11 protein-coding genes and 1 pseudogene are annotated in these 21793 nt (G+C 71.0%); 5 read left to right on the forward strand and 7 right to left on the reverse strand.

Translation table 11 applies throughout. From position 1 onward, the window contains the following. Positions 1 to 2270: 2270 nt before the first annotated feature. The 3 genes and pseudogenes from ENC19_RS31970 to ENC19_RS25460 form a co-directional block, all read right to left on the reverse strand. Positions 2271 to 9326, reverse strand: a pseudogene (locus tag ENC19_RS31970) (toxin glutamine deamidase domain-containing protein); the annotation flags it as partial. A gap of 45 nt (positions 9327 to 9371) precedes the next feature. After that, positions 9372 to 9713: a hypothetical protein gene (locus ENC19_RS25455; protein WP_164449589.1), complete on the reverse strand. Its 342-nt coding sequence runs from the start codon at positions 9711 to 9713 to the stop codon at positions 9372 to 9374. Then, entirely contained in the window at positions 9710 to 10102 is a 393-nt protein-coding gene (locus ENC19_RS25460; RefSeq protein ID WP_099852692.1) for a YbaB/EbfC family nucleoid-associated protein, read from the reverse strand. Before ENC19_RS25460 ends, ENC19_RS25455 begins: the two co-directional genes overlap by 4 nt. Positions 10103 to 10253: 151 nt before the next feature. On the opposite strand from ENC19_RS25460, the gene mycP reads away from it, so the two are divergent. Then, positions 10254 to 11552, forward strand: a complete 1299-nt coding sequence (gene mycP / locus ENC19_RS25465; RefSeq protein WP_235945114.1) for a type VII secretion-associated serine protease mycosin — start codon at positions 10254 to 10256, stop codon at positions 11550 to 11552. Positions 11553 to 11643: 91 nt separating this feature from the next. Here the strand turns inward: mycP and ENC19_RS25470 are convergent, their stop codons facing one another. The 3 genes from ENC19_RS25470 to eccB all read right to left on the reverse strand — a co-directional run bounded on the left by ENC19_RS25470 (position 11644) and on the right by eccB (position 13863). Further along, entirely contained in the window at positions 11644 to 11934 is a 291-nt protein-coding gene (locus ENC19_RS25470) for a WXG100 family type VII secretion target (protein WP_164449590.1), read from the reverse strand. Between the two features lie 15 nt (positions 11935 to 11949). Beyond that, positions 11950 to 12279: a WXG100 family type VII secretion target gene (locus ENC19_RS25475; RefSeq protein WP_164449591.1), complete on the reverse strand. Its 330-nt coding sequence runs from the start codon at positions 12277 to 12279 to the stop codon at positions 11950 to 11952. Positions 12280 to 12435: 156 nt separating this feature from the next. Further along, complete coding sequence (gene eccB, locus ENC19_RS25480; RefSeq protein ID WP_164449592.1) at positions 12436 to 13863, reverse strand: type VII secretion protein EccB; 1428 nt, start codon at positions 13861 to 13863, stop codon at positions 12436 to 12438. Between the two features lie 137 nt (positions 13864 to 14000). Here eccB and ENC19_RS25485 point away from each other — a divergent pair, with 137 nt between their 5' ends. Further along, on the forward strand, positions 14001 to 14747 hold the full coding sequence (locus ENC19_RS25485; protein WP_164449593.1) for an SUKH-3 domain-containing protein: 747 nt from the start codon (positions 14001 to 14003) through the stop codon (positions 14745 to 14747). Positions 14748 to 14798: 51 nt separating this feature from the next. Next, positions 14799 to 15545, forward strand: coding sequence for an SUKH-3 domain-containing protein (locus ENC19_RS25490; RefSeq protein WP_164449594.1), 747 nt, complete (start codon positions 14799 to 14801; stop codon positions 15543 to 15545). An 8-nt stretch (positions 15546 to 15553) separates the two neighbouring features. Here ENC19_RS25490 and eccD read toward each other — a convergent pair whose 3' ends face one another. After that, entirely contained in the window at positions 15554 to 16942 is a 1389-nt protein-coding gene (gene eccD, locus ENC19_RS25495; RefSeq protein WP_164449595.1) for a type VII secretion integral membrane protein EccD, read from the reverse strand. Between the two features lie 129 nt (positions 16943 to 17071). On the opposite strand from eccD, the gene eccCa reads away from it, so the two are divergent. Continuing rightward, entirely contained in the window at positions 17072 to 21034 is a 3963-nt protein-coding gene (gene eccCa / locus ENC19_RS25500; protein WP_164449596.1) for a type VII secretion protein EccCa, read from the forward strand. A gap of 132 nt (positions 21035 to 21166) precedes the next feature. Next, entirely contained in the window at positions 21167 to 21787 is a 621-nt protein-coding gene (locus tag ENC19_RS25505; protein WP_164449597.1) for a hypothetical protein, read from the forward strand. Positions 21788 to 21793 lie beyond the last annotated feature (6 nt).

Consider the following 21793-nt stretch of genomic DNA (forward strand, 5'->3'; position numbering starts at 1 on the left):
TCGATGTCCCACGCGCCGGAGGCACCAGCGCCGAAGACGAGCACCCGGTCACCGGGGCGGTACGCGTCGGCGAGGTTCTGCCCACCGAAGTCGACAGGTGGCGCGGCCGGCCGAGGATCGCTGAACGACCCGTCCGGAGCGAAGCCCAGCCGGGCCCCGACCTCGGTGGGCAGGGCACCGGTGTCCACCGGCGAGCCGCCGGAGTCGACGACCTGGCCGGTCGTGACGTCCACCGCGTACCCGGAGATCGGGTCGACCACCAGCGGATCGGTGGGTCGCCCGGTCAGATCGGCGAGCAGCGGCAGATCACCCCGGCTGGTGCCCGGGCCACCGAGGACCGCTCGTACCCCCGGCGGCACGCTCTCCGGTGCGATCGGGTTGCCGTCCGGGTCCTGGAACAGCGGCGTGCCGCCGGAGCGGTCGACGCGGTACCCGGTGTTCGGGTCGACGTACGTGCCGGTGGCGTTTGTCGGGACGCTGGGTACCCGGGACGGTCCCGGCCCGCTGGCGATGTCGACCGAGGTGGTGTAGATGTCCCGGCCGTTGACGGTCACCCGGAAGTTGGCACCGTCGGGCCAGCCCGTGGCGTCGGCCGGTCGAGGGGTGATCGAGGTGGCGGTGCCCTGGTAGGTCGGCATGCCGGAGAGCGCGCGCGCCGCGCCCACCGCGTCGGCGAAGACGTCGGAGGGAGTGAACTGGGTGCCCTCCTCGGCCAGGTCGGCCGGCTGGAACGGCAGGCCGGGAATTTCCAGCTCGGACGGGACCTGCCCCATCAGCAGCGCCTGGCGCTCCGCCCACGGGTCGTGTCCCTGGGATATGCAGAGCACCGGCGGCAGGCCGTGGCCGGCGTCCGCCGCGGCACCCAGGGTGACGAAGTCGGCGGTAGCGGCCCAACCACCACCGATGACGAGCCGGTCGAAGACGTGGTCGGGCGCAACGCCCAGGGTGGCGTCCACCCTGGCGGTCAACGCCAGATCGGCCTGATCGCGCAGGGCGGTGGCCTGCTGCGCCCAGGCACGCGCCTCGGCGCGGATCGCCGACTGGGCTGCCCGGATGTCGGTCACGAGTTGTTGCCCATCACCGTGCGCGAGCCCGATCAGGGTCTCCACCTCGGTGGCGAGCGGACCGAGGAGATGGTGGATCAGGTCGAGGCGGGCACGGGCCGCTTCCGGCCCGACCACCGGCGTGTTGCCACCGAGCCCGTGCACGACGTGCGCCGGATCCTGTTCGAGGAGACCGGAGGCGATGAGCAGACTCAGTGCCTCGGCGCGGAGTTGACCGGCGGTTCCCGGATCGCTGGCGGTGGCGCTGTCGGCGAGCACCACCCGCAGCTCGGCGAGGTGGCCGAGGTCGCGTGCGGTCAGCACGCGGGTGCCGTCACCCTCCGGCCGGGCGCCCTCGGCGAGTGCGGTGGTCGCGTCGAACCGCAGCCCCTCGGCCCGTTGCTGGGCGATCGCGTCCACTTCGGCTAGTGCCGCCGCCACCGCCCGCCGGACGTGGTCCGGGTGGGCGCTCGTGGAGACCTGCACGACGGCCCCGTCGGAGGTGTAGCGGATGGCGGCCACCGGTGCGACCGCCGCGTCGGCCGCGACCGGGGTCGGCTCGACGCGTACCGGATAGGGGCCGTCGAGGGTGGCCAGGGTGACTGTGGCGGTGGCGGGGTCGGCACTCGCCCCGTCGGGGAGGGGCCCGGTGGTCAGGGCCGCCTCGACGGCGGTCCTGGTACGCCCGGCGTCGGCGTCGAGCAGCGCGCCGCCGAAGGTCGTACCGGCTGCCGCCTGCCGCAGGTCGGGGCCGTCCGCGTCGGCTGCGGGCCCGGAGTCGCCCGGCGGCGGGTCGACGGCGGATGGACCAACCTCCCCGGCCGGCTCGACCGGCGGCGTCAGGCCGTCGCTTCCTCCGTCGGCCAGACCTGTCGACCCGTCATCCGGCCCTCGCGGCGGGCCTGCGTGTACTCCGCGATCAGCAGCGGTACCGGCAGACTCATCTGAACTGTGATCACTCCCGTCCGGTCGATGATGTAGCTCCCGTGGCCCAGTTGCCTGCCCTCCGCCCGTTCTTGTGGGGACAGCTGCTCCTTCGCCAGCCAGCCGAACTCGAACGGGTGCAGCTCGATCTCGTTCGCCGTGCCCAGCAGGCGCCTGATCAGCGTCTGCGCCTCGTCCTCCGTCATCCGTAACCCTTTCCGCCATGGTCTCCATCGACCACAGCGCATACGTCTGTGCCAGGTACGCGGCCGGCGGCTGCGGCCACGTCGTCCCTCGTTGCGGATCCCACCAGACCGGTCCGTCGGCACCCTCCGGATACACCACGACGAAGGCGTGCGAATCCTGGACCTGCACGTGTCCCCGGTCGAGGACGAGCTCGCCGCTGAGGGGATCCGTCCTGACCCATTCGGCCACGACGAGGGCCGCCGAACCTGGACCGGCCGCCGCGACACGCTGATGAAGCTGCGCGTACTGCTCGACGACGGCCGCCGCGTGCTCGGCCGGAGTTGTCGGCAGCCCCTCCGATCCGCCGGACCACTCGACGCCGAGCCACTCCTCGGCCCGGTCGAGCCCACTCGCCTCGCCGGTCACCGTCTCGATCGACCCGTCCGGGCGGATGTCCAGCCAGCGGGGGAAGGACACCCGGGGATCTCCGAAGAAGCTCGACAGCGCCGAGAGCGCGGAGTCCATGCAGTTGTTGGCGCGACCCGGCTGGCCCGGGCCGCCGTCGTTGACGAGCTGACCGTACGGGTGGGTGGACGGGTCGGCGAACAAGAGATACCCGTCCGGCGTACGCAGGCTCTGCTCGACCTCCCACTGGTAGCCGGGATCCTCCAACGGTGCCAGCTCACCCGGCCCGAGGCGCCGGGTCTGCGCCAACCCGTGGTCGGTGTCGAGCGGCGCCGCGTGCGGGGCTCCGGCCGCCTCCGGCGAACCAGGGCCGGCATGGCTCGGCTCGACTGGGCGAGCCGGGGCACCTGCGACGTCTGCGGTCAGGCCGCCGAGCGGCAGATCTCCGTCAGCTCGTCCTCCGTCGGCAAGGGCACCGTCGCGAAGTGCGCCACCTGGCGCTCGGCCGTCGCCCGGTCGACCTGCTGGATCTCGTGGCGTTCCGGACTCGCCCACAGGATCGCCGCCGCCACGTCCGGGCGGAACGTCCACGCTCGCTTCGGTCGGTCCCAGATCACCGCCTGGGTCGGCCCGGCGCTGTCCGCCTCCGCGATCAGGTTGACCGGCGGGCCGTCCGGATCCTCCGGTCTCCGCAGGAGGAAGTAACCGAACGTCAGCGCTGCCATGCGCGCCCCCCATCAGGTCAGGGTCCAGACCCGGCAGGTCGGACAGGACCAATCCTCGCGCGGCAAGCACGTCGGCGAACGTCAGGCCCTGCTGTCCGAGCCAGTCGAGGTACGACTCCCGGATACTCGCCTGCCGGGGCGACGTCATCCACTTGGCGAAGCTGGTGTCCTTCGGCGTGTCGAACCGGGCGCTGTCCATGCCCCCCGGCATGCTCGCCGCGATGCCGTTGGCCTTGTTGACGGCCAGGATGTCGAGGAACGCGTGTACGCGGGCGGCCGGCGACTGCGCCGGGTCACGCATCACCTCGTACTGGTCGTGGGTCTGCTTACCGACGTTGTAGCTGGTGTCCGTCGGGAACTGGAGCTCGAAGGTACGCCCCGACGGTGCGGTGAGCGTGCAGTTCAGGCCGAAGAAGCGGTTTCCCGGGTGCCAGAAGTTCTTCAGGTCGGTGACCTGGTAGCCCCGGGACTCCAGCGAGGTCAGCAGCGCGTCCACCGCCGGCCCGTACGCCTCGGACTCCGGTCCCCGCACCGAGAACCGCACCACGTCGTTCACGGTGTCCAGCGCCGAACCGATGTCGTACCCGAGGGGCTCCAGCTCGGTGCGGTACTTGCGGGCCAGGGACTCGGCACCCTTGACGCGGTGCTGCTCGCCGAGCGTGCTGAGCGCGTCCGCGCCGGTCAGCCCGAGCTGCGCGTTCACCTCGGCGTTGACGCTGTGCAGGTCGGCCAGGATCTGGTCGGCCTCCGTCGCCGCCTCGGTCAGGGCGTCGAGCAGGGTGGCCCGGTCGGTGTCCGGCAGCCCGTCCAGGTAGGGACTGTCAGGTGTGGCGTCGGAGTCGTTCAGTCCATCGGATCCGGCGCCGGCCAGACCTGCCGGCCGGTGATCCGGCCCTCCCGGCGGGCCGCCGCGTACCGTTTCATGATCAACGGCGGCGGCAGGCTGGGATGCACGGTCACCACCCCCGTCTGGTCGATGATGAAGACCCCCTGGCCCAGCTGTCGGCCCTGCGCCCGCTGCTGCGGGGAGAGTGTCTCCTGGGCCGCCCAGCCGAACTCGAACGGGAACACCGCCACCGGGTTGTCCGTCCCCAGCAACCTGGTCACCAGTTGCCGGGCTTCCTCCCTGCTCATCGGCATGGGTGGGCTGCACCTCCATCGACCACAGGTTGTGCGTCAGTCCAACATAGTCGCCCGGCAGTGGATCGGTGGTGGTGCTGCCGAACTGCGGATCCCACCACACCGGCCCGTCCGCGCCTTGCGGATAGACGAGCAGGAAGACGTGCTCACCGGCCGGCTGGGTGTTGCCCTCGGCGTCGAGCAGCGGGTCGCCGGTGTTCTCGTCGAACAGGATCCAGTCGACGGCGATGACCGCGGCCGCGCCCGGGCCGGCGTCGCGAACCCGCTGGTACAGCTGCTCGAACTGGTCAGCCAGCGCGGCCGTCCGCTCGGCGGGGGTACCCGGGAGAGTGTCGTTGTCCCCGGTCCAGTCGCCACCGATCCAGCTCTCGATCCGGCCGAAGCCGTTCAGTTCGCCAAGCGTGGTGTCGACGGTGCCGTCGTCGAGCCGGTCCGGCCAACGCGGATGCGAGACCTGCGGATCGCCGTAGAAGCTGGCCAGGGCCGCGAGGATCGTGTCGACACAGTTGTTGGCCCGACCGGGCTGATCCGGCCCACCGTCGTTGATCAGCTGACCGTACGGATGGGTCGAAGGGTCGGCGAAGACCTCATACCCCTCCGGAGTACGCAGGCTGTCCTCGACGTCGTCCTGGTACTGCGGATCCTCCAGCGGCGCCAACTGCTCCGGCCCGAACTGCCGGGTGTCCGGCATCGGCCAGCCCTGCATGTCCGGCCAGACGGCCGGAGCGGGATCCTGATCGGTGTTCGCATCCGGGGTGCTCGGATCAGCCGGCATGGCATCCGGCGTGCTTGGGTCACTCAGCGTTGGGTCTGGGGTGGTCGGGTCGGCCAGTGTCCGGTCGGTACCGTTCGGGTCGTCCGGCGTGCGGTCGGGGTTGTTCGCGTCGACGGCTGCGCCAGGCCGCCCGGTGGGAAAGTCGTTCTGATCCCGACCTCCGGTCGGTAGGTCCGCGGTCGAGGCCGGCGGGACCGGAGCCGGTGTGCTGGCTTCGGGCGTGGCCCTACCGACCGGATCGCCCTCGGCATCCAGCACGATCGACCAGACGCCGTCCACCTCACCGGCGTAGAGCGGGGCGATATCGGAGACCAAACCACGCTGCCCGTCAACCCAGATGATCGTGCCGTTGTGGTTCACGGCGTTCCAGGTATGGGCGCGGCCATCAGGGCCCGGCCACTGGCCGATGATGAGGGCAGCAGCCCCGGGACCAGCCGCGCGGAGAGCGTCAGCGACCGCATCCAACCCGCGAGCGCCACTACCGTGGTGTTCGAAGGTGGACCGCAGTGCCTGCTCCTGCCGGGTGGTGCTGCCCCGTTCCACCTCGGCTGACGGGACTGTCGGCGCCGCTACCTCGGGACGTCCGTACCAGGCCGACAGGACGGATAGCCCAACATCGGCGCAGTTCGTTGCGCGTCCTGGAACGGTCGGCCCGCCATCGTTGAGCAAGTCGGCCCACGAACCGAGCCGTGGATCCGGGTGCACGGCGGGCCGCCCGGTTGCCGGATCCCGGGGAACGGCCGCGTCGAGCGCATCCTGATCGGCTTGGTCCGGCGGCAGCAGACCCTCCGGCTGCCCGTACGGCCGACCGTCGCTCAGTGGCAGCCCGTTGCCCACCACCCCGGGTACCGGCGGTTGGTAGACGGTGACGTCTCGCTCGGGGTCGGTGATCGGTTCGACATTGAACTCCGGCAGGAAGTGCGCACACGATCGGCACGGCGGCCGGTAGTGCCCAAGCTCGTATGTGACGCCACCGGACCGAGCGGTGGCGATCTGATGCGTCACGATCTTGGCGCCTCGGAGAGCGTTCAGCGCATATTGCTCGAAGTTCCCCGGCTCCCCAGCGTTCCGCCATTGCTGTTCCAGTAGGTAGAGCTGGTCGGAAATCAGGGCGACCTCGGCGCACTTGCCATGTCCGCCGCCCTTCTCCGTACGCAGCGCCGTTGCTGCACGATCAAGCGCCGCCTGTGCGAGCGGATGCACGGCGGGTTGGGTAGCCGGGTTGGTGCTCTTGTCGGCGGTCATGCTGGTGTGCGTGGTGATGCTGCCGTCGGGCATCAGCAGTGCACCGGCCATGCCGGGCTGCTTGCTCTTGGATATCGTTCCGGCCTTCACCTCCCTCCGTACGGTCTCGGCCAGCGTCCGGGACGCCTCGATCAGGGCCTGCTCCGCTTCGGGGCCGTTGGGGTCGCCGTCCACCGATGTCGGATCGAGCTGCCAGCTGTGGGTACCGCGTCCGGTCGGTCCCTCCGACCGCCTGAGGGTCTGTGGGTCGACCGGACCGGTCGCCGTCTCGGGGCCGGGGTTCGTCGGCCCGCTCTGGACGGTGCCGCTGCTGGTGGGCACGGGGATCACGACCGGCCCGTCGGTGCGCTGCTGGGCCGGATCGGTGGGCTCGGCGTTCGGGTCCGTTTCCGTGTCGGCGGTCGGAGCCGCGTCCAGGGACGGCGTCGCCGACTCGATGCCCGCCGTCTGTGCCGGCACCGTCGGGCTGAGCCGGTCGGCCGGGATGGGTGTCGGCGCATCCGGTCTCGACTGTGCCGGTTGAGCCGGGGTGGCCTGTTGGGCCGGCGTACCCGGCTGTTGGGTTGGCCCGACCTGTTGAGTGGATGCGGTGGGCTGTGCGGGGTTCGTCGTGGTCGGGCCCGTTGCGGGCGCGAGGGAGATCGAGCCGGCCGTGTTCGCCGCTGTCGGGTTGACGGTCGGTCCGACCGGCGTACCCCGGCCGGGGGTCGGTTGCGTGGCGGTGGTGCCGGCGGGCTGGGTGCCCGTGGTCTGGGTACCGCTCGTGGTCGGCGTCGAGCTGTTGGGGGCGTTCGCCACCTGCGGGCCAGCTGCGGCAGGTGCACCAGTGGGGGACGCCGGGGTCGTTGCGGCGGTCGGGCCCGTCGGCGTGACCGTGGCAGGAGGTGTCCCTACGGCCGGAGCGGCGGGAGCCGTCACCGGGGATGCCGTCGCCGTACCCGGTAGCACGGTGGGCTGCACGTCCCCGGTGGCGGAGGGGCCTTCGGATACCGGGCTGCCGGTCATCGTCCGGCCGGACCCGGTCGAGCCGTCGCCGGCCGGGGCGGTTGTCACCTCCGGCGGTGGGGCAGTGACCAGACCACCGTCGGTCTGAACCGTCGCCTCGCTCGTCGTCCGGTCGCTGACGGCGGTGTCGGTGTTCGTATCGGTGCTGGCCCGGTCCGTGCCGGGTGATTCGGTTACCGGCGCGCTCCGACTGTCCGGCGCGCCGCCCTGGTCGTTGGCGGTGGTACCGCCGTCATTGACGGCCGGAGTGCCGTCCGGCGCCGTGGCCGTCACATCGGCGGGGACGGCCACCTGGATTCCGGTGTTGCCGCCGACCTCCGACGGGTCCGCGGTCGTGGCCGTGTCTCCGGTCGGTGCCCCGCCATTCACCGGTGCGGCGGAATCATCGGTGGTCGGTGCCACCGAACCATCCGCTGAGGGAGGCGCGAGGCTGATCGAGCCCGCTCCGCTCTCGGGGACCGTACCGGCGCCGTTCTGGACCGTGCCGCCGCCCGTGTCGGTCGTCCCGGCGCCGGAGCTACCGCCCGCTCCGCTGGAGCTGCCGGCACCGTCCGAACCGGATCCACCGACGCCAGCCGCAGAGTCACCGCCGGAGGCAGCCGAGCCGCCACCCGAGGCCGAGCCCGTGCCGCCACCGGTCGCGCCGGCACCCGACGTGGAGCCGCCCCGGTCGAGCTGGAACCGGCGCCGTTGGCACCGCCGCCGAGGTCGCCGAGGCCGTTCGCCCCTCCGACGCCGAGGCCGGGGTCGGTCCCGCCGGCGGGGCCGACGTTCAGGCGACGTCGACCCCAGCCTGCCGAGGATCGCGTTCGTGCCCCGCGCCATCAGGTTGCCGGTGGCGCCACCGGCGAGGGTCGCGCCGGTGCGGCCGGCGCCACTGGTGAAGCCGCCCAGGAAGGCGTCCGCTCCCGGCATGGCCCACTGTCCGTTGACCGTGCCGTTGGCGAGCACGCTGGCCGCCCGCGAGATGACGGCGTTCTGGGCGCCGGAGCCGAGGCTGGTGCTGCCCCACCGCACCAGGCCGCTGCCTCGAAAGGAGAGCTGCGACGGGCTGAACGAGAACGGCATGCGGGGCGCCGCCCGCCGGCCGGCCCAGTTCATGCCGGTGCCGAGCACCGCACCATAGGCGCCACCCACGCCGGCGGTGAGGGTCCGGTTGCCGTCCCACTGTCGCCGCGTGCCGGTGTGCATCTGGTACGCCTGGGCACCGACGTCGATGATCAGCTCCTCGCCGATCTCCTCGACCAACTCACGACCGAGGCGATTGAGGCCCCGCCGGAAGCCTTGGCTGGTGGCCATCTGACCGAGCCGGGTACCGGACAGCCGGAGCGCTGCCCGCATTCCCGCCCGGGTCAGCAGTTGCCGACCCATCTGGGCGATCAACCGGCGGAAGGCGATGGTCACCGCCTGCCGACCACCGGCGAGGATGCCCGGGATGGCACCGGCGGACACCCCACCCAGCCAGGCCATCAGGAGCGCGACGAAGACCGCGATGACGGTGATGATGACCGCGATCAACACGGTCAGCTTCGCGTACTCGATCTCCAGAGCGGCCTGGTCGCAGCCTGCGGCGTACGCGGCGGAGATCTCCTGGATCAGCGGCAGACCGGTGTTCGGGTCCACGCCGATCTGGTTCCACAACCCGCCGAACGCCTCGCCGGCACCACCGCCCCAGCTCTGCAGGATCTTCATGACCGCCGGGTCGGCCTGACCGAGCGTCTCGCTTACCGTGTCGGCCAACGCCTGCCACGCGTCGGCCAACTCCCGCATGCGATCCTCGTCGCCGCTGGGCCACGCCTCCCCGGCGCTCACCCAGCAGATGGCGTCCCAGACCCACGCGTACTCGCCCAGCGAGTTCCTGGGATTGGGTATCGCCACCCCGAAAGCCCCTCTGTCCGATGCCGACTCGTAGCGGGTGAGCTGCTACTTGTCGTCGCCGCCGAACAGCGTCTTCACCATGTCGTCGGTGTCGACGGTGCCCTCGACCGCGCCCTTGACGGTGGGCCCGAGCACCTCGACCAGGGGCACCAGATCCGCTGTGAGGTCGAGGACCCGCTGCGCCGGCTGATCGTCACCGCCGAGGTAGTTCTTGTTGAACTCGTTGCCCGGCTCGTCGTCACCCCAGGGTCGCCCACCGTTGAGCGTCCCGATGGTCGCGGCGAGATTCTGCCAGGTCATGGCGAGGCGAGCACCGGCCGCACCGAGCTCATTGGCACCCTCCAACGCGGCGTCGGGCTTGACGAAGGTCTCGCGTAGCTCGCTCATCGCCGTTCCTCCCCGGGCAGTTCGCTGTCCAGTTGACGGAAGATGCCGTCGAGATCGTGGTCGATGTACGCCTGAAACTGACTGTCCGGTACGAACGGTCGGACCAGCTTCTCGACCTCGGCCATGGCCTGCTCGGTCGCCCGCCGGATCGTCTCGGTGACGGTCGCGGAAAGCTCCTTCGAGTTGGGCCGGCGGTAGATCCGCGGGTCGAACTCGACCTTCGTCACCTGGCCACGGGGGCCGACCGTGACGGTGACCAGGCCGTCTTCGGAGGTGACGGTGGCCTTCACCGTCTTGAGCTGTTGCTGCAGGTCGCCGACGCCGGAGCGCATCCGCTCGAACTGCGCCATCAGCTCGTCGGCACGGGCGCGCAGCGCCTGTACGTCCATGGCGTGTTCCTCCCCGCGCAGGTCCCATCCGCCGCCCACGCCCGGGCGTGACAACTCGACCATACTGAATGGGCACGACATCGGGGTGCCCGGTCTGGAGGCCACCCGCCGCTAGGATGCAGCGGGACCGGTTGACGGGAGGCGTGCAGACATGTTCCGGGACCGTCCTGTGACGACGTTCGCACTGGTGCGCATGCTGTTGGCCACGACGCTGACGATTCCCGTGGCGAGCCCGGCGGCTGCCGCACCGGCGATTTGCGATAATCCGAGCGATCCGGGAGAGGTCAACACCGAGACGCCCTGGCATCAGCGGTGGCTCGCCCCGCAGCGGGTGTGGCCGTTCAGCACCGGATCGGGAGTGCGAGTCGCGGTCGTCGACTCCGGCACCGACAGCAGCCATCCCCAGTTGGCCGACCGGGTGGCCACCGGCTTCGACGCCCTGCGCGGCACCCCGGGTGGCGATGTGGACTGCGTGTCTCACGGCACCGCCGTGGCCAGCATCATCGCCGCCCGCCAGCAGGACGGGGTCGGCTTCCACGGTCTGGCGCCGGATGTGACGATCGTGCCGATCCGGGTCAGTGAACGCAACGCCAACGAGGGCCCGGGCGCGGGCGGCGACACCGTCACCGGGGCCGTCTTCGCGCAGGCCATCCGACGCGCCGTCGACGACGGTGCCGACGTCATCAACTTGTCGGTGACGCTGTACCAGCCGGACCCGGACGTGGAACAGGCCGTGCGCTACGCGCTGGAGAAGGACGTCGTGCTGGTCGCCGCCGCCGGTAACCAGCATCAGGACGGTGCCCGCCCGGATCCGCTGCCCTACCCGGCGGCCTACGACGGCGTGATCGGGGTGGGCGCCATCGACCAGTACGGTGCGCGAATCCGGCAGTCCCAGATCGGGCCGTACGTGGACATCGCCGCACCAGGCGGCGCGGTGGTGGCCGCCACCCGGCTGGTTGGGCACAACACCTACGACGGGACCAGCTTCGCCGCCCCGATGGTGAGTGCGACCGCCGCCCTGATCCGCGCGGCGGAGCCGAACCTGTCGGCCCGGGAGGTCGCCAAGCGGATACTGGCCACCGCCGATCCGGCCCGGGGTGACGCCGCACGCGGCTACGGCAGCGGGGTGGTCAACCCGTACCGGGCGGTCACCGAACGGCTCACCACCGGGGAACCGGTGGCTCAACCTCCGCTGCCCGACGTGCCGTACGACGCGGCGGCGCAGGCTCGCGCGGAGCGCTGGGCACTGTTCGGTCGGCTGGCGCTCTGGATCGGCCTCGCGCTGGCCACGGTTGCGGTCGGAGTCGCGGTGCTGGCCGCACTGCTGCCGCGTGGCCGCCGCACGCGGTGGCGCCCCACCCGCCCCTCGGCCTCTCCCCCGACGGAGCCGGAGATCGACGAGCCGGAGGAACTCTTCTTCCGGGTACCGAGCTCGATGCCGCGCGGTTGAGGCGGCCGCGCCGATCGTCGGACGGCTGCTTGTGGTGCAGACGACGATGGCCCGGCGCGGGCCGGGCCATCGGGTGCTGCGGTGCTGGTTCTCAGCCGCCGAACTTCGCGCGGTTGGCCGCCTCGCGGGCCTGCATCTTCCCGGCCGACTCGCGCAGCGCCTTCTCGATCCGACCGAGCAGGTCACGAAGGTCGTTGGCGGCCGACTCCCACTCAGTCTGCCGCTGGAAGTACGCCTCGCGGGCGTCACCGTCCCAGGTGGCCAGCAGCGGTGCGATGCCGGACTTGAGCCCGTCCAGTTCTCCGGTCAGGTTCCGGACCGCTCCACTGCAACTGTCCGCCGCGGCGTTCAACCCGGCGAAGTTGTACCGAATCTCCGTCATGAGTCTTCTCCCCCGTCAGAGCTTCAGCGCCGCGGTGATCTGGCCGGCGGTGGCACCCGCACTGTCCATGTCGGCCCGGATCTCCTCGTCGCTGACGTCGTAGTCCTTACCGGCAGACCCGACCGCTTCGGCGATCGCCCGCAGCGCTACGTTGAGGCGGGCCATGTCCTGGTCGAACCGCTCACGCACCTGCTGGAAGGAACCGGCACCCGCGCCCCTCCACTGGTCGTACAGCGGCGCGAGCTGGTCCATCAGCGAGTTGAGATTGCTGGTGAGCCGATCGGCGACGGCATCGACGTCACCCTCGGTCTTCAGCATCAAGCCGGTGTCGGTGTTCATCGACATGGCGGAAGTCACCCCCGTCCTCAGTTGATCGCCCCGATCCATCGGGGCGCCCGGTCAGTCGGTGCTTGCGCACCATCGTCGTACGAACGGTAACGGGTCGTGTCCAGCCCGCGCTAGACCGTGACGCGTTCCGCTTCTCCATTGTGGCTGGTCAGGTCATTCCGGGTCGAGCGCGAGCTTCGCCGTCGTGGGATCGAGTACGGGACCTGCGGGCAGCCGGACCACCAGGCTGGCGGGCAGGCGTACCGGCTGCACCTCCGAATAGCCGAGGATCGCGGGCACCCCCTCGGAGGCGAGCGGGTAGCGGTGCCCCAGGTCGGTGACCAGGTTGAGGGTGCCCGTCTCCTGGTCCGGAGAGGAGACCGCGGCAACCAGGACGCCGTGACCCGGCTCGATGACGACCCGGTCGGCGAGCGGGATGCCGTCACCGGTCTGCTCACCGGTGCGCACCGGCTCTCGCACCGGTTGAACCTGCGCGTCGAGCAGCAGCTTCGGCTCGTCCGCGCCCGGTTGGTAGGCCGCGCAGATGGCCGGCTGGTCTCCAGCCAACCGGGCGATCTCCGGCCGCTGCTCCGGCGCTCGATGCCGGCCCTGGGCCGGCGCACCCGCCTTGGGCGCCGCAGCGGCGGTACCGGCAGCCAGTTCGATCGGGTAGGGCCTCGCCCCTCCCGGGTAGGCCAGCTGCGTCTCCGTGTCGGCCATCACCACATCCGCCTGGAGCGGGGTGATCGGCACCAGGCGCGTCCGCTCGGCGAGATAGTACTGGCGGCTGCCGCCCTGACTCTCCACCACGAAGACCTGACCAACCCGGGCGTCCGGCAACGCGGTCGAGGATGCTCCCCGGTCGGCCACCCGTCGAGGCGCGATCGGCTCACCGGCCGGCAAGGCGTTCAGCCACGCACCACCCACCTCCACCACCGGCTCAGCGCTCAGGGTGAGACCCTCCAACACGATCTTCTCGCTGCGGATCTCGTACCGGTGGTCGTGCCAGACCAGGTGCAGCCGGTCCGTCTTGCGGTCGCGTACCAGCAGTGCGCTGTCACCCGGATCCCGTCCACCGCCGGGTGCCCGCCCGACGGTGAGCACGGTGGTCGCGACGACACCACCGGCCGCGTTACGCGCCGGCTGGGTGCAGAGAGTCCAGGGCCCGTCCAGAATGCGGCTGGCCGGGGGCAACGCGTCCGGGGCGAACGGGATGCCGATGCGCGGGCCACGCGGGGTGCCGACGAGCGAATTCCGGGAGACCGAGACGGTCGGTGCCGCGGTCTCCATCGCCAGCAGCGCGGAGGCGTAGTTGAGCACCGGATGCAGCCGGCCCTCCCGGTACAGGTAGCGGGTGCCGGTCTCCTTCTCCAGGATGACCGCGCCGCCCTCCTTCCACTTGGTCGCGCCGCCCGGCCGCAACAGGCCGTACACCCCCACCGCGGCCAGACAGAGCACGGCCACCATGACGCTGGCGAAGCCGGCACCACCCAGTCGCCGGAACGGTGCCGCCTCCGGATCGGGCTCGCGCGCCACCAGCGCGGAGGTCATCCGCTGAACGAAGAACTGGTACGACTGGACCTGGTCCCGCCGCGACGGCATGGCAGCCTCCCCTGGCGTACGCCCGCACGGTCACGAGCGCCGGACCGCGGTGCCTACCATAGGCACGGCGTCGAGCCGCCCGGTGCCCGCATCCGGTGTCGGCCGGCGGAACCGACGACGGCAGCCCGAGGAGTCCGATGATCAGCCGCGACGAGGCCCTGGCTATCGCCCGCGAATGGGCCCGTGCGGGCAGACCGGGTCCCGCACCCGAAGTGGACCTTTACGAGTTCGACCTGGGCTATGTCGTCTGGCGCGTTCTCCCGGCCGCGCCACCGACTGAAGGGCCACCCGCGCCGCCCTCTGCCACCGGGTATCCCCTAGTAGTCGTCGATCGGCAGACCGGCGAAGTGTCCAAATGGCGTTCACTGCCGCCGTCGCTGGTTGCCGAGGAGTACACGCAGCACCGGGCCGCCGAGGGACGTTTTCCGCCCGACGTGCGGCACGTGTTGGACAAAGCAGGCTGGTATCCCGGCCGAGACGTGACCTCGGCGGTGAACCACTGGATGGTCCGCTTTGCCGACGAACTGGCCGGGCTTGAGTGCTCACCCGTCGCCCGAGCCGCGCTCGTCGAGTTCGGTGGTCTCCAGTTGCCGCAGTTCGGCGGTCACGGCGAGCCCGGCGGCGGTTACATGAGTTTCATCCATCCCACAGTCGGTGGTGTGGTGACCGACAAGGCGCATGCGTTCTCCGAGGATTTCGAGAATCCGGTTTTTCCGCTCGGCAACAACGAGGACGGGCCGTCCGAACTGGTCGCCGACGCGCAGGGGCGCGTGTTCATGCTGCACTGGGCCGACGACTTCTTCGTCGGCCCCGACATCGACACCGCCATCGTCAACCTGATCCGAGGTACCGAGATGTCCGAGGCCAGCGACCGGGACTGGTAAGCCCGACCCTTGGCCGTCGTCGAGGGATAGGGCAGCCCGAGGAGTCCTTCGATGATCAGCCGCGACGAGGCCCTGGCCATCGCCCGCGAATGGGCCCGTGCGGGCAGACCGGGTCCCGCACCCGAAGTGGACCTTTACGAGTTCGACCTGGGCTATGTCGTCTGGCGCGTTCTCCCGGAAACGGGCGTCGTTGACGGCGTGCCCATACCGCCCCCGTCGACGGGGCATCCGCGAGCGGTCGTTGACCGCGAAACCGGTGAGGTCTCCCAATGGGCGTCGCTCTCCGCACCAATGGTGGCCGAAGAGTACGCACTGTACCGGGCAGCCGAAGGACGGTTTCCCCCCGACGTGCGACGGGTGCTGGACCGGGCCGGCTGGTTTCCCGGTCGTGACTTCAGCGCCGGAGTGAACCACTGGATGGTCAGCTTCGCTGACGAACTGGCTGGATTGGAATGCCCGCCGACCGTCCGGGCAGCATTGATCGAGTTCGGCGGCCTGGAGCTGCCGCAGCTCGACAGACCCGGCGAACCGGAAGGTGGCTTCACCAGCTATCTCTTTCCAACCTTGGGCGAAATCGTCACGGACAAGGCGCGGGCTTTCGCCGTAGAGTTCGACAACCCGGTCTATCCGATCGGCAACAACGAGGACGGGCCGTCCGAACTGGTCGCCGACGCGCAGGGGCGGGTCTTCATGCTGCACTGGGCCGACGACTTCTTCGTCGGCCCCGACATCGACACCGCCATCGTCAACCTGATCCGAGGTACCGAGATGTCCGAGGCCAGCGACCGGGACTGGTGACGGAGACGTCAGCCGTTGATGGCCCGCATGAACGCGTACAGGCCCAGCACGCTGCACGCGACCGGAACCACCGCCAACTGGAGCAGGATGTCGAACACGTCGCCGAGCCGGGCCAGCCGGGGTGACGGGGCACGTCGGCTGTAGGCGAGTCCGGCGGCGGCCGACAGTCCGGCCGCGACCAGGGCCACCGGCAGCACGGCCAGCACCCGGGCCCCGGTCGACGCGTCGGCCGCACCGATCAGGGGCAGCAGGCCGAGGCCCACCAGACCGACGGCCAGCATCGGCACCCGGTGCCGGACCGTCGAGACCAGTCGGGCACGCAGCAGGTAGCCGAGCGAGATGATGCCGGCGAGCAGCAGGGCGGAGAGCGTGCCGGTCGCGGTGAGGACGATCAGACCGGCGATGGTGACGACGAAGGCGCCGAAGATCATGCCGGTGAAGACCTCGTCGGCTCGTGCGGTGGCCTGGTAGATCACTTCCCGCTTCGGCTGCGGCTCGTCGCGCAGCAGGTCCGCGGCGGTGCGCGGCAACGCCGGCATCGGCATCTTGCCGAGCCGTACGGAGAGCAGCGGCATGGCCGGCAGCAGCAACACCACCGCACCGACCACGATCGCACTGCCCTGTGCGGCGTCCATCGAGCCGAGCGCGATCAACCCGCCGACCATGCCCCAGAAGCCGACGAAGACCGCGGCCACGAAGACCCTCGTCGCGTCACCCACGCCGAGCAGCCCGAGCAGCCCGGAGAGCAGCAGCACGGCGGAGCCGAGCAGTACGTGCGGGGCGCCCAGTGCCCAGACCGACTCGCCGGTGCCGATCACCAGCACGCCGCCGACGAAGGCGTAGGGCAGCCCGGCGGCGGCGACGACCGCACCGGCGAGCGAGTCGGCCATCGCCCGGGACAGCACGATCCCGCAGACCAGCAGCAGGCCGGCCGCGCCGAGCGCCACCGCACCGCCGAGCCAGCCGGGCTCCTCGGACGTCACGATCACGACGAGGCCGAGCAGGAGCAGCACGCCGGCCACGATCAGGCCGGTCAGCCGGGTCGCGAAGGGACTCCAGGCCACCCCGCGCCGTCGGGCGCCGTCGGCGACGGCTTCCATCAGGTCGTCGTACGCCAGCTCGGGCCACTCGGTGCGGCGCGGCACCAGGTGCAGCGTCTCGCCGTCACGGACGTTCTGCGCGGCGAGCGTACGGGCCAGGTCGACCGGACTGCCGTCACCGCGGCGCAGCATCCAGCCTCCGTGGCTGGTGCCGTCCGACGGCTCCTCGTCGGCCTGTCGGAGCACCGCGGGCAGCAATCCGACGAGCGGCAGGTGCTCGGGCAGGGCGAGATCCAACCGGCGGTTGGGGGCGACGACGGCGATGCGCGCGAGTCCGGTTCCGGCCTGGGTGACCACTATCGACCCCTCGGTACGAGGAGCGGGCCGGCGGCCCGCGGCTGTCCTGACGGGCAAAGGCTACCTACCATGTGCCGGTGACGCGGGGGCGGTTCACCGCGGCGCACCGAGGCGACGGAGGTCTGTCACGTGAGCACGGTGGTCGTCAAGCGACCTGCCCGCCAGCCGGAACCGGAGTACCCCTCCGGCGAGGTGCTGCTGGACGCGCCGCCCGAGGTGCCCGCGCCGAGCGGCAAGGCGTGGGGGCAGATGCTGATGCTGCTGCCGATGCTCGCCGGCTCGTTCGCGATGGCCCTGATGTTCGCCGGCCGGGGCGGGTCGACCCTCGGGTACGTCACCGGTGGCCTGTTCGGACTCTCCGCCATCGGGATGCTCGGGTCGCAGCTGGCGAACAACTCCGGCGGACCGGGCAAGCAGGAGATGCTGCAGAAGCGCCGCGAGTACATGACACATCTGTCCCGTCAGCGGCGCCGGGTGCTCAAGACCATCCGCAAGCAGCGGGAGGCGGCGTTCTACCGGCACCCCGACCCGGACATCCTCTGGTCACTGCCACTGGGCCCCCGGCTGTGGGAGCGTCGTCGTGGCGACGTGGACTTCGCCACCGTACGCATCGGTCTGGGGCCACAGGAGTTGGCGACTCCGCTGGTGCCGCCGCCGGCCACGTCGCTGGAGAAGCTGGAGCCGATGTGCGCCCTCGCGCTGCGCCGGTTCCTCACCACCTACGGCGAGGTGCCGGACCTACCGGTGACCATGGCACTCAACGGATTCGCCCGGGTGCACCTGCGCGGCGACACCGACGCCGCCCGGAGCATGGTCCGGGCGGTGCTCGCCCAGGCCACCGCGTTCCACGCGCCCGACGACATGCTCGTCGCGATCTGTGTGGCGCCGGACCGGCGGGCGGACTGGGAATGGACGAAGTGGCTGCCGCACGCCCTGCACCCGTCCCGCACCGACGCACTCGGCCAGTTGCGCCTGGTGGCACCGTCGGTCACCGGCCTGGAGGCGATGCTCGACGACGTGCTGGCCAGTCGGCCCCGGTTCAACGCCAGTGGCGGTACGCCCCAGGTCGCCGGGCCGCACGTGCTGGTGGTCATCGACGGTGGCGACACCGCCGGTTCGGATCATCTGATGACCGAGGGCGGGGTGGAGGGCGTCACCCTGCTCGACCTGTCCACGCCGGCACCTCGGCTACTCGATCGGGCGCGGCTGGTGCTGGAGGTGGCGGCGGACCGCGGTTTGCACAGCATCACCGTGGACGGTCCGGCCGAGATCGGCCGGGCCGACGAGTGCCGGGTGGCCGAGCTTGAGGCGTTGGCCATGCAACTGGCTCCGCTGCGCCTCTCCGCCGCCTCGCGGGGCGGGGGCGACACTCCGCTCACCTCCGAGCTGGGCCTGGCCGAGCTACTCGACATCGGGGATCCGTACGAGTTCGAGGTCGACCGGGCGTGGCAGCCGCGCCCCAACCGCGACAAGCTGCGGGTGCCTATCGGGGTGGGTGCCGATGGCGGACCGGTGGAGCTGGACCTCAAGGAGTCGGCGCAGGACGGCATGGGCCCGCACGGGTTGCTGATCGGCGCGACCGGTTCCGGTAAGTCGGAGCTGTTACGGACCCTGGTGCTGGCGCTTGCGGCGACCCACTCCTCGGAGAGCCTCAACTTCGTGCTCGTCGACTTCAAGGGTGGTGCCACCTTCACCCGGCTGGACGGCCTACCCCACACCAGCGCGGTGATCACCAACCTGGCCGACGAGTTGCCGTTGGTGGATCGGATGACCGACTCCATCAACGGCGAGCTGGTCCGTCGGCAGGAGCTGCTCCGCGCGGCCGGCAACTACGCCTCACAGCGTGACTACGAGAAGGCCCGGGCGGCGGGCGCACCGCTGTCGCCACTGCCGAGCCTGCTCATCATCTGTGACGAGTTCTCCGAACTGCTGACCGCGAAGCCGGACTTCATCGACATGTTCGTGCAGATCGGTCGGGTCGGTCGGTCCCTCGGGGTGCACCTGCTGCTGGCGAGCCAACGCCTGGAGGAGGGCCGGCTGCGGGGACTCGACACGCACCTGTCGTACCGGATCGGTCTGCGGACCTTCTCGGCGATGGAGTCGCGGGTGGTGCTGGGGGCCACCGACGCGTACGAGCTGCCCCGCTCTCCGGGGCACGGATACCTACGATTCGGCACCGAGCCGCTGGTCCGGTTCAAGGCCGCGTACGTCTCCGGCACCTACCGCAGCAAGACGGCGGCGGCGGTCGCGGCCGGCGACGGCGAGGACCGGGTACGCGAGTACACCACCGGCTACGTGGCACCGCCGGTGACCCGCGCCCCCCGGGAGGAGGTGGCGCCGGAGCCGGCCGACGGGGTGGGCGAGAGTGTGCTGGACATCCTGGTCGGTCGACTCACCGGTCGGGGCAAGCCCGCACACCAGGTGTGGCTTCCCCCGCTGGCCGAGCCGCCGACGCTGGACCAGTTGCTGCCTCCGATGACCGCCGATCCCGCTCGTGGCATCACCGTCGCGCACGCCGGCCTGCTCGGCGAGTTGCAGGTCGCGGTCGGCATCGTCGACAAGCCGTTCGAGCAGCGCCGCGACGTGCTCTGGTTCGACCTGGCGGGCTCGGCCGGCCATGCGGTGATCGTCGGCGGTCCGCAGAGCGGCAAGAGCACCCTGCTGCGGACGGTCGTCACCTCCCTGGCACTGACCCACACGCCGCGGGAGGCCCAGGTCTACTGCCTCGACCTGGGCAGCAGCGCACTGTCGTCGCTGCGCGACCTGCCGCACGTCGGCTCGGTGGCGACCCGCCTCGACGCCGGCCTGGTCCGGCGTACCGTCGCGGAACTGCAACTGCTGATGGGTGAGCGGGAGCGGCGGTTCGCCGAGCGCGGGGTGGACTCGATGGCCGAGTACCGGCGGGCCCGGCGGCACGGCCAGCACGACGACGACCCGTTCGGCGACGTCTTCCTCGTCATCGACGGCTGGGCCACGCTGCGCACGGAATTCGAGGACCTGGAACCGACGATCAACGACATCGCCAACCGGGGTCTCTCCTTCGGCATCCATCTGATCGTGACCGCGAGTCGGTGGATGGACCTGCGACCGGCAGTCCGGGACGTCTTCGGCACCCGGCTGGAGTTGCGGCTGGCCGATGCCAGCGACTCCAACCTGGACCGACGGGCGGCGATGAACGTGCCGGAGAAGTCACCGGGCCGGGGCATCACGCCGGACGGGCAGCAGTTCCTGGCGGCGTTGCCCCGAGCGGACAGCGCGCAGGAGGCGGAGAGCCTGTCCGAGGGCGCGCGGAAGCTGGTCACCGACCTGGCCGCCGCCTGGCAGGGGCCGGGAGCGCCGCCGATCCGGTTGCTGCCGCCCGTGGTGCCGTACGGCAGCCTGCCCAACACCGGCCGCCCGGGGATCCCGATCGGTATCGCCGAGGTGGACCTTCAGCCGGTGCACGTGGACTTCGCCGCCGACCCGCACTTCATTCTGTTCGGTGACGGTGAGTCGGGTAAGAGCACCTTCCTGCGGGCGCTGGCGCAGACCATCGTCGACCGCAACGAGTTGACCGAGGCTCGGCTGGTCATCGTCGACTACCGGCGTAGCCTGCTCGGCGACATCGACACGCCGCACCTGATCGGGTACGGCTCGACCGCCCAGGTCACCGAGAGCATCGTCACCGAGGTGGCCACGGTGATGCGCGACCGGCTACCGCCGCCGGACATCAACGCCGAGCGGCTGCGGGCCCGCGACTGGTGGAAGGGTCCCGACCTGTACGTGCTCGTCGACGACTACGACCTGGTGGCCGGCGCCGGGAGCAACCCGTTGACCCCGCTGCTGGAGTTCCTGCCGCAGGCTCGCGACATCGGTCTGCACGTGGTCATCGCCCGGCGTACCGGCGGTGCCAGCCGGGCGCTGTACGAACCGGTGCTGATGCGGCTCCGGGAGATCAGCACGCCCGGCATCGTGATGTCCGGCAACCGGGACGAGGGGGTGCTGCTCGGCACCGTCCGGCCGGGACCGCTGCCACCGGGTCGGGGTTGGCTGGTGTCCCGGCGCGGCGGTACCCGGTTGGTGCAGCTGGTGCACCTTCCGCCGCGCTCCTGAGCCCGGTACGGGGTTGCCCGATCGGGCTACTCTCGGCCAGAGTGGACTCACTGAGCGCGGCTGCCTGACCCCCGACCAGTCGGAGAAGGAAGCAGCCGCGCCGGCATCGTGTGAGTGAACGGGGGAGGGGACATGGGCGACGAATGGCTCGTCGACGAACAGATCGACGTCGACATCCAGCAGCTGAAGGACTTCGCGCTGGCCATCCAGCGGGAGATGGAGACCAACTTCCAGCCCAGCTTCGACAACGGCCTACGCCCCATGCTCACGGTGCAGGCGCCGTTCGGTGGTGGCGGGATGAAGGAAGCCGCGTTCTTCCGGGGCCGGCACGACGAGAGCCGGATGGCCATCTCCCACCTGATGGGCGACGTGATGAAGGGCCTGGCCGCGCTCAGCACGGCCGCGATGTCCATCTCGGCGGAGTATCTGACCGGGGACGCGCTGGCCCAGGCCACCAACGACGACGTCTACAACGCGTTCTCCGCCGTCGACGGTCAGGACACGCTCAGCGGCCGATGGCAGGAAGGCGCGGAGAACCCGGCCGGCGCGGTGCCGGAGGCGGCGCTGAACCCGGAGCCGATGAATCCCTACCACGGCCTCGACGCCTGCCCCACCGGGGAGCAGAGCGAGGAGACCCCGGAGTGGGCGCGGGCGGAGGTCGTCGGTGAGGGCTCGGGCACGTATCTGATCCACGGTGACGGCGAGCGCATGCATGACGACGATCTCCGGCTAACCCAGTCGGATCTCCGGTGACGGTGT

The sequence above is a fragment of the Verrucosispora sioxanthis genome (genome assembly GCF_010560025.1).
Lineage (GTDB): Bacteria > Actinomycetota > Actinomycetes > Mycobacteriales > Micromonosporaceae > Micromonospora > Micromonospora palythoicola.

Bases quoted from the DNA above. Each gene is read 5' to 3' on its own strand.
- ENC19_RS25455 (WP_164449589.1), bottom strand. From the start codon at position 9,713: ATGAGCGAGCTACGCGAGACCTTCGTCAAGCCCGACGCCGCGTTGGAG.
- ENC19_RS25460 (WP_099852692.1), bottom strand. From the start codon at position 10,102: ATGGACGTACAGGCGCTGCGCGCCCGTGCCGACGAGCTGATGGCGCAG.
- mycP (WP_235945114.1), top strand. From the start codon at position 10,254: ATGTTCCGGGACCGTCCTGTGACGACGTTCGCACTGGTGCGCATGCTG.
- ENC19_RS25470 (WP_164449590.1), bottom strand. From the start codon at position 11,934: ATGACGGAGATTCGGTACAACTTCGCCGGGTTGAACGCCGCGGCGGAC.
- ENC19_RS25475 (WP_164449591.1), bottom strand. From the start codon at position 12,279: ATGTCGATGAACACCGACACCGGCTTGATGCTGAAGACCGAGGGTGAC.
- eccB (WP_164449592.1), bottom strand. From the start codon at position 13,863: ATGCCGTCGCGGCGGGACCAGGTCCAGTCGTACCAGTTCTTCGTTCAG.
- ENC19_RS25485 (WP_164449593.1), top strand. From the start codon at position 14,001: ATGATCAGCCGCGACGAGGCCCTGGCTATCGCCCGCGAATGGGCCCGT.
- ENC19_RS25490 (WP_164449594.1), top strand. From the start codon at position 14,799: ATGATCAGCCGCGACGAGGCCCTGGCCATCGCCCGCGAATGGGCCCGT.
- ENC19_RS25505 (WP_164449597.1), top strand. From the start codon at position 21,167: ATGGGCGACGAATGGCTCGTCGACGAACAGATCGACGTCGACATCCAG.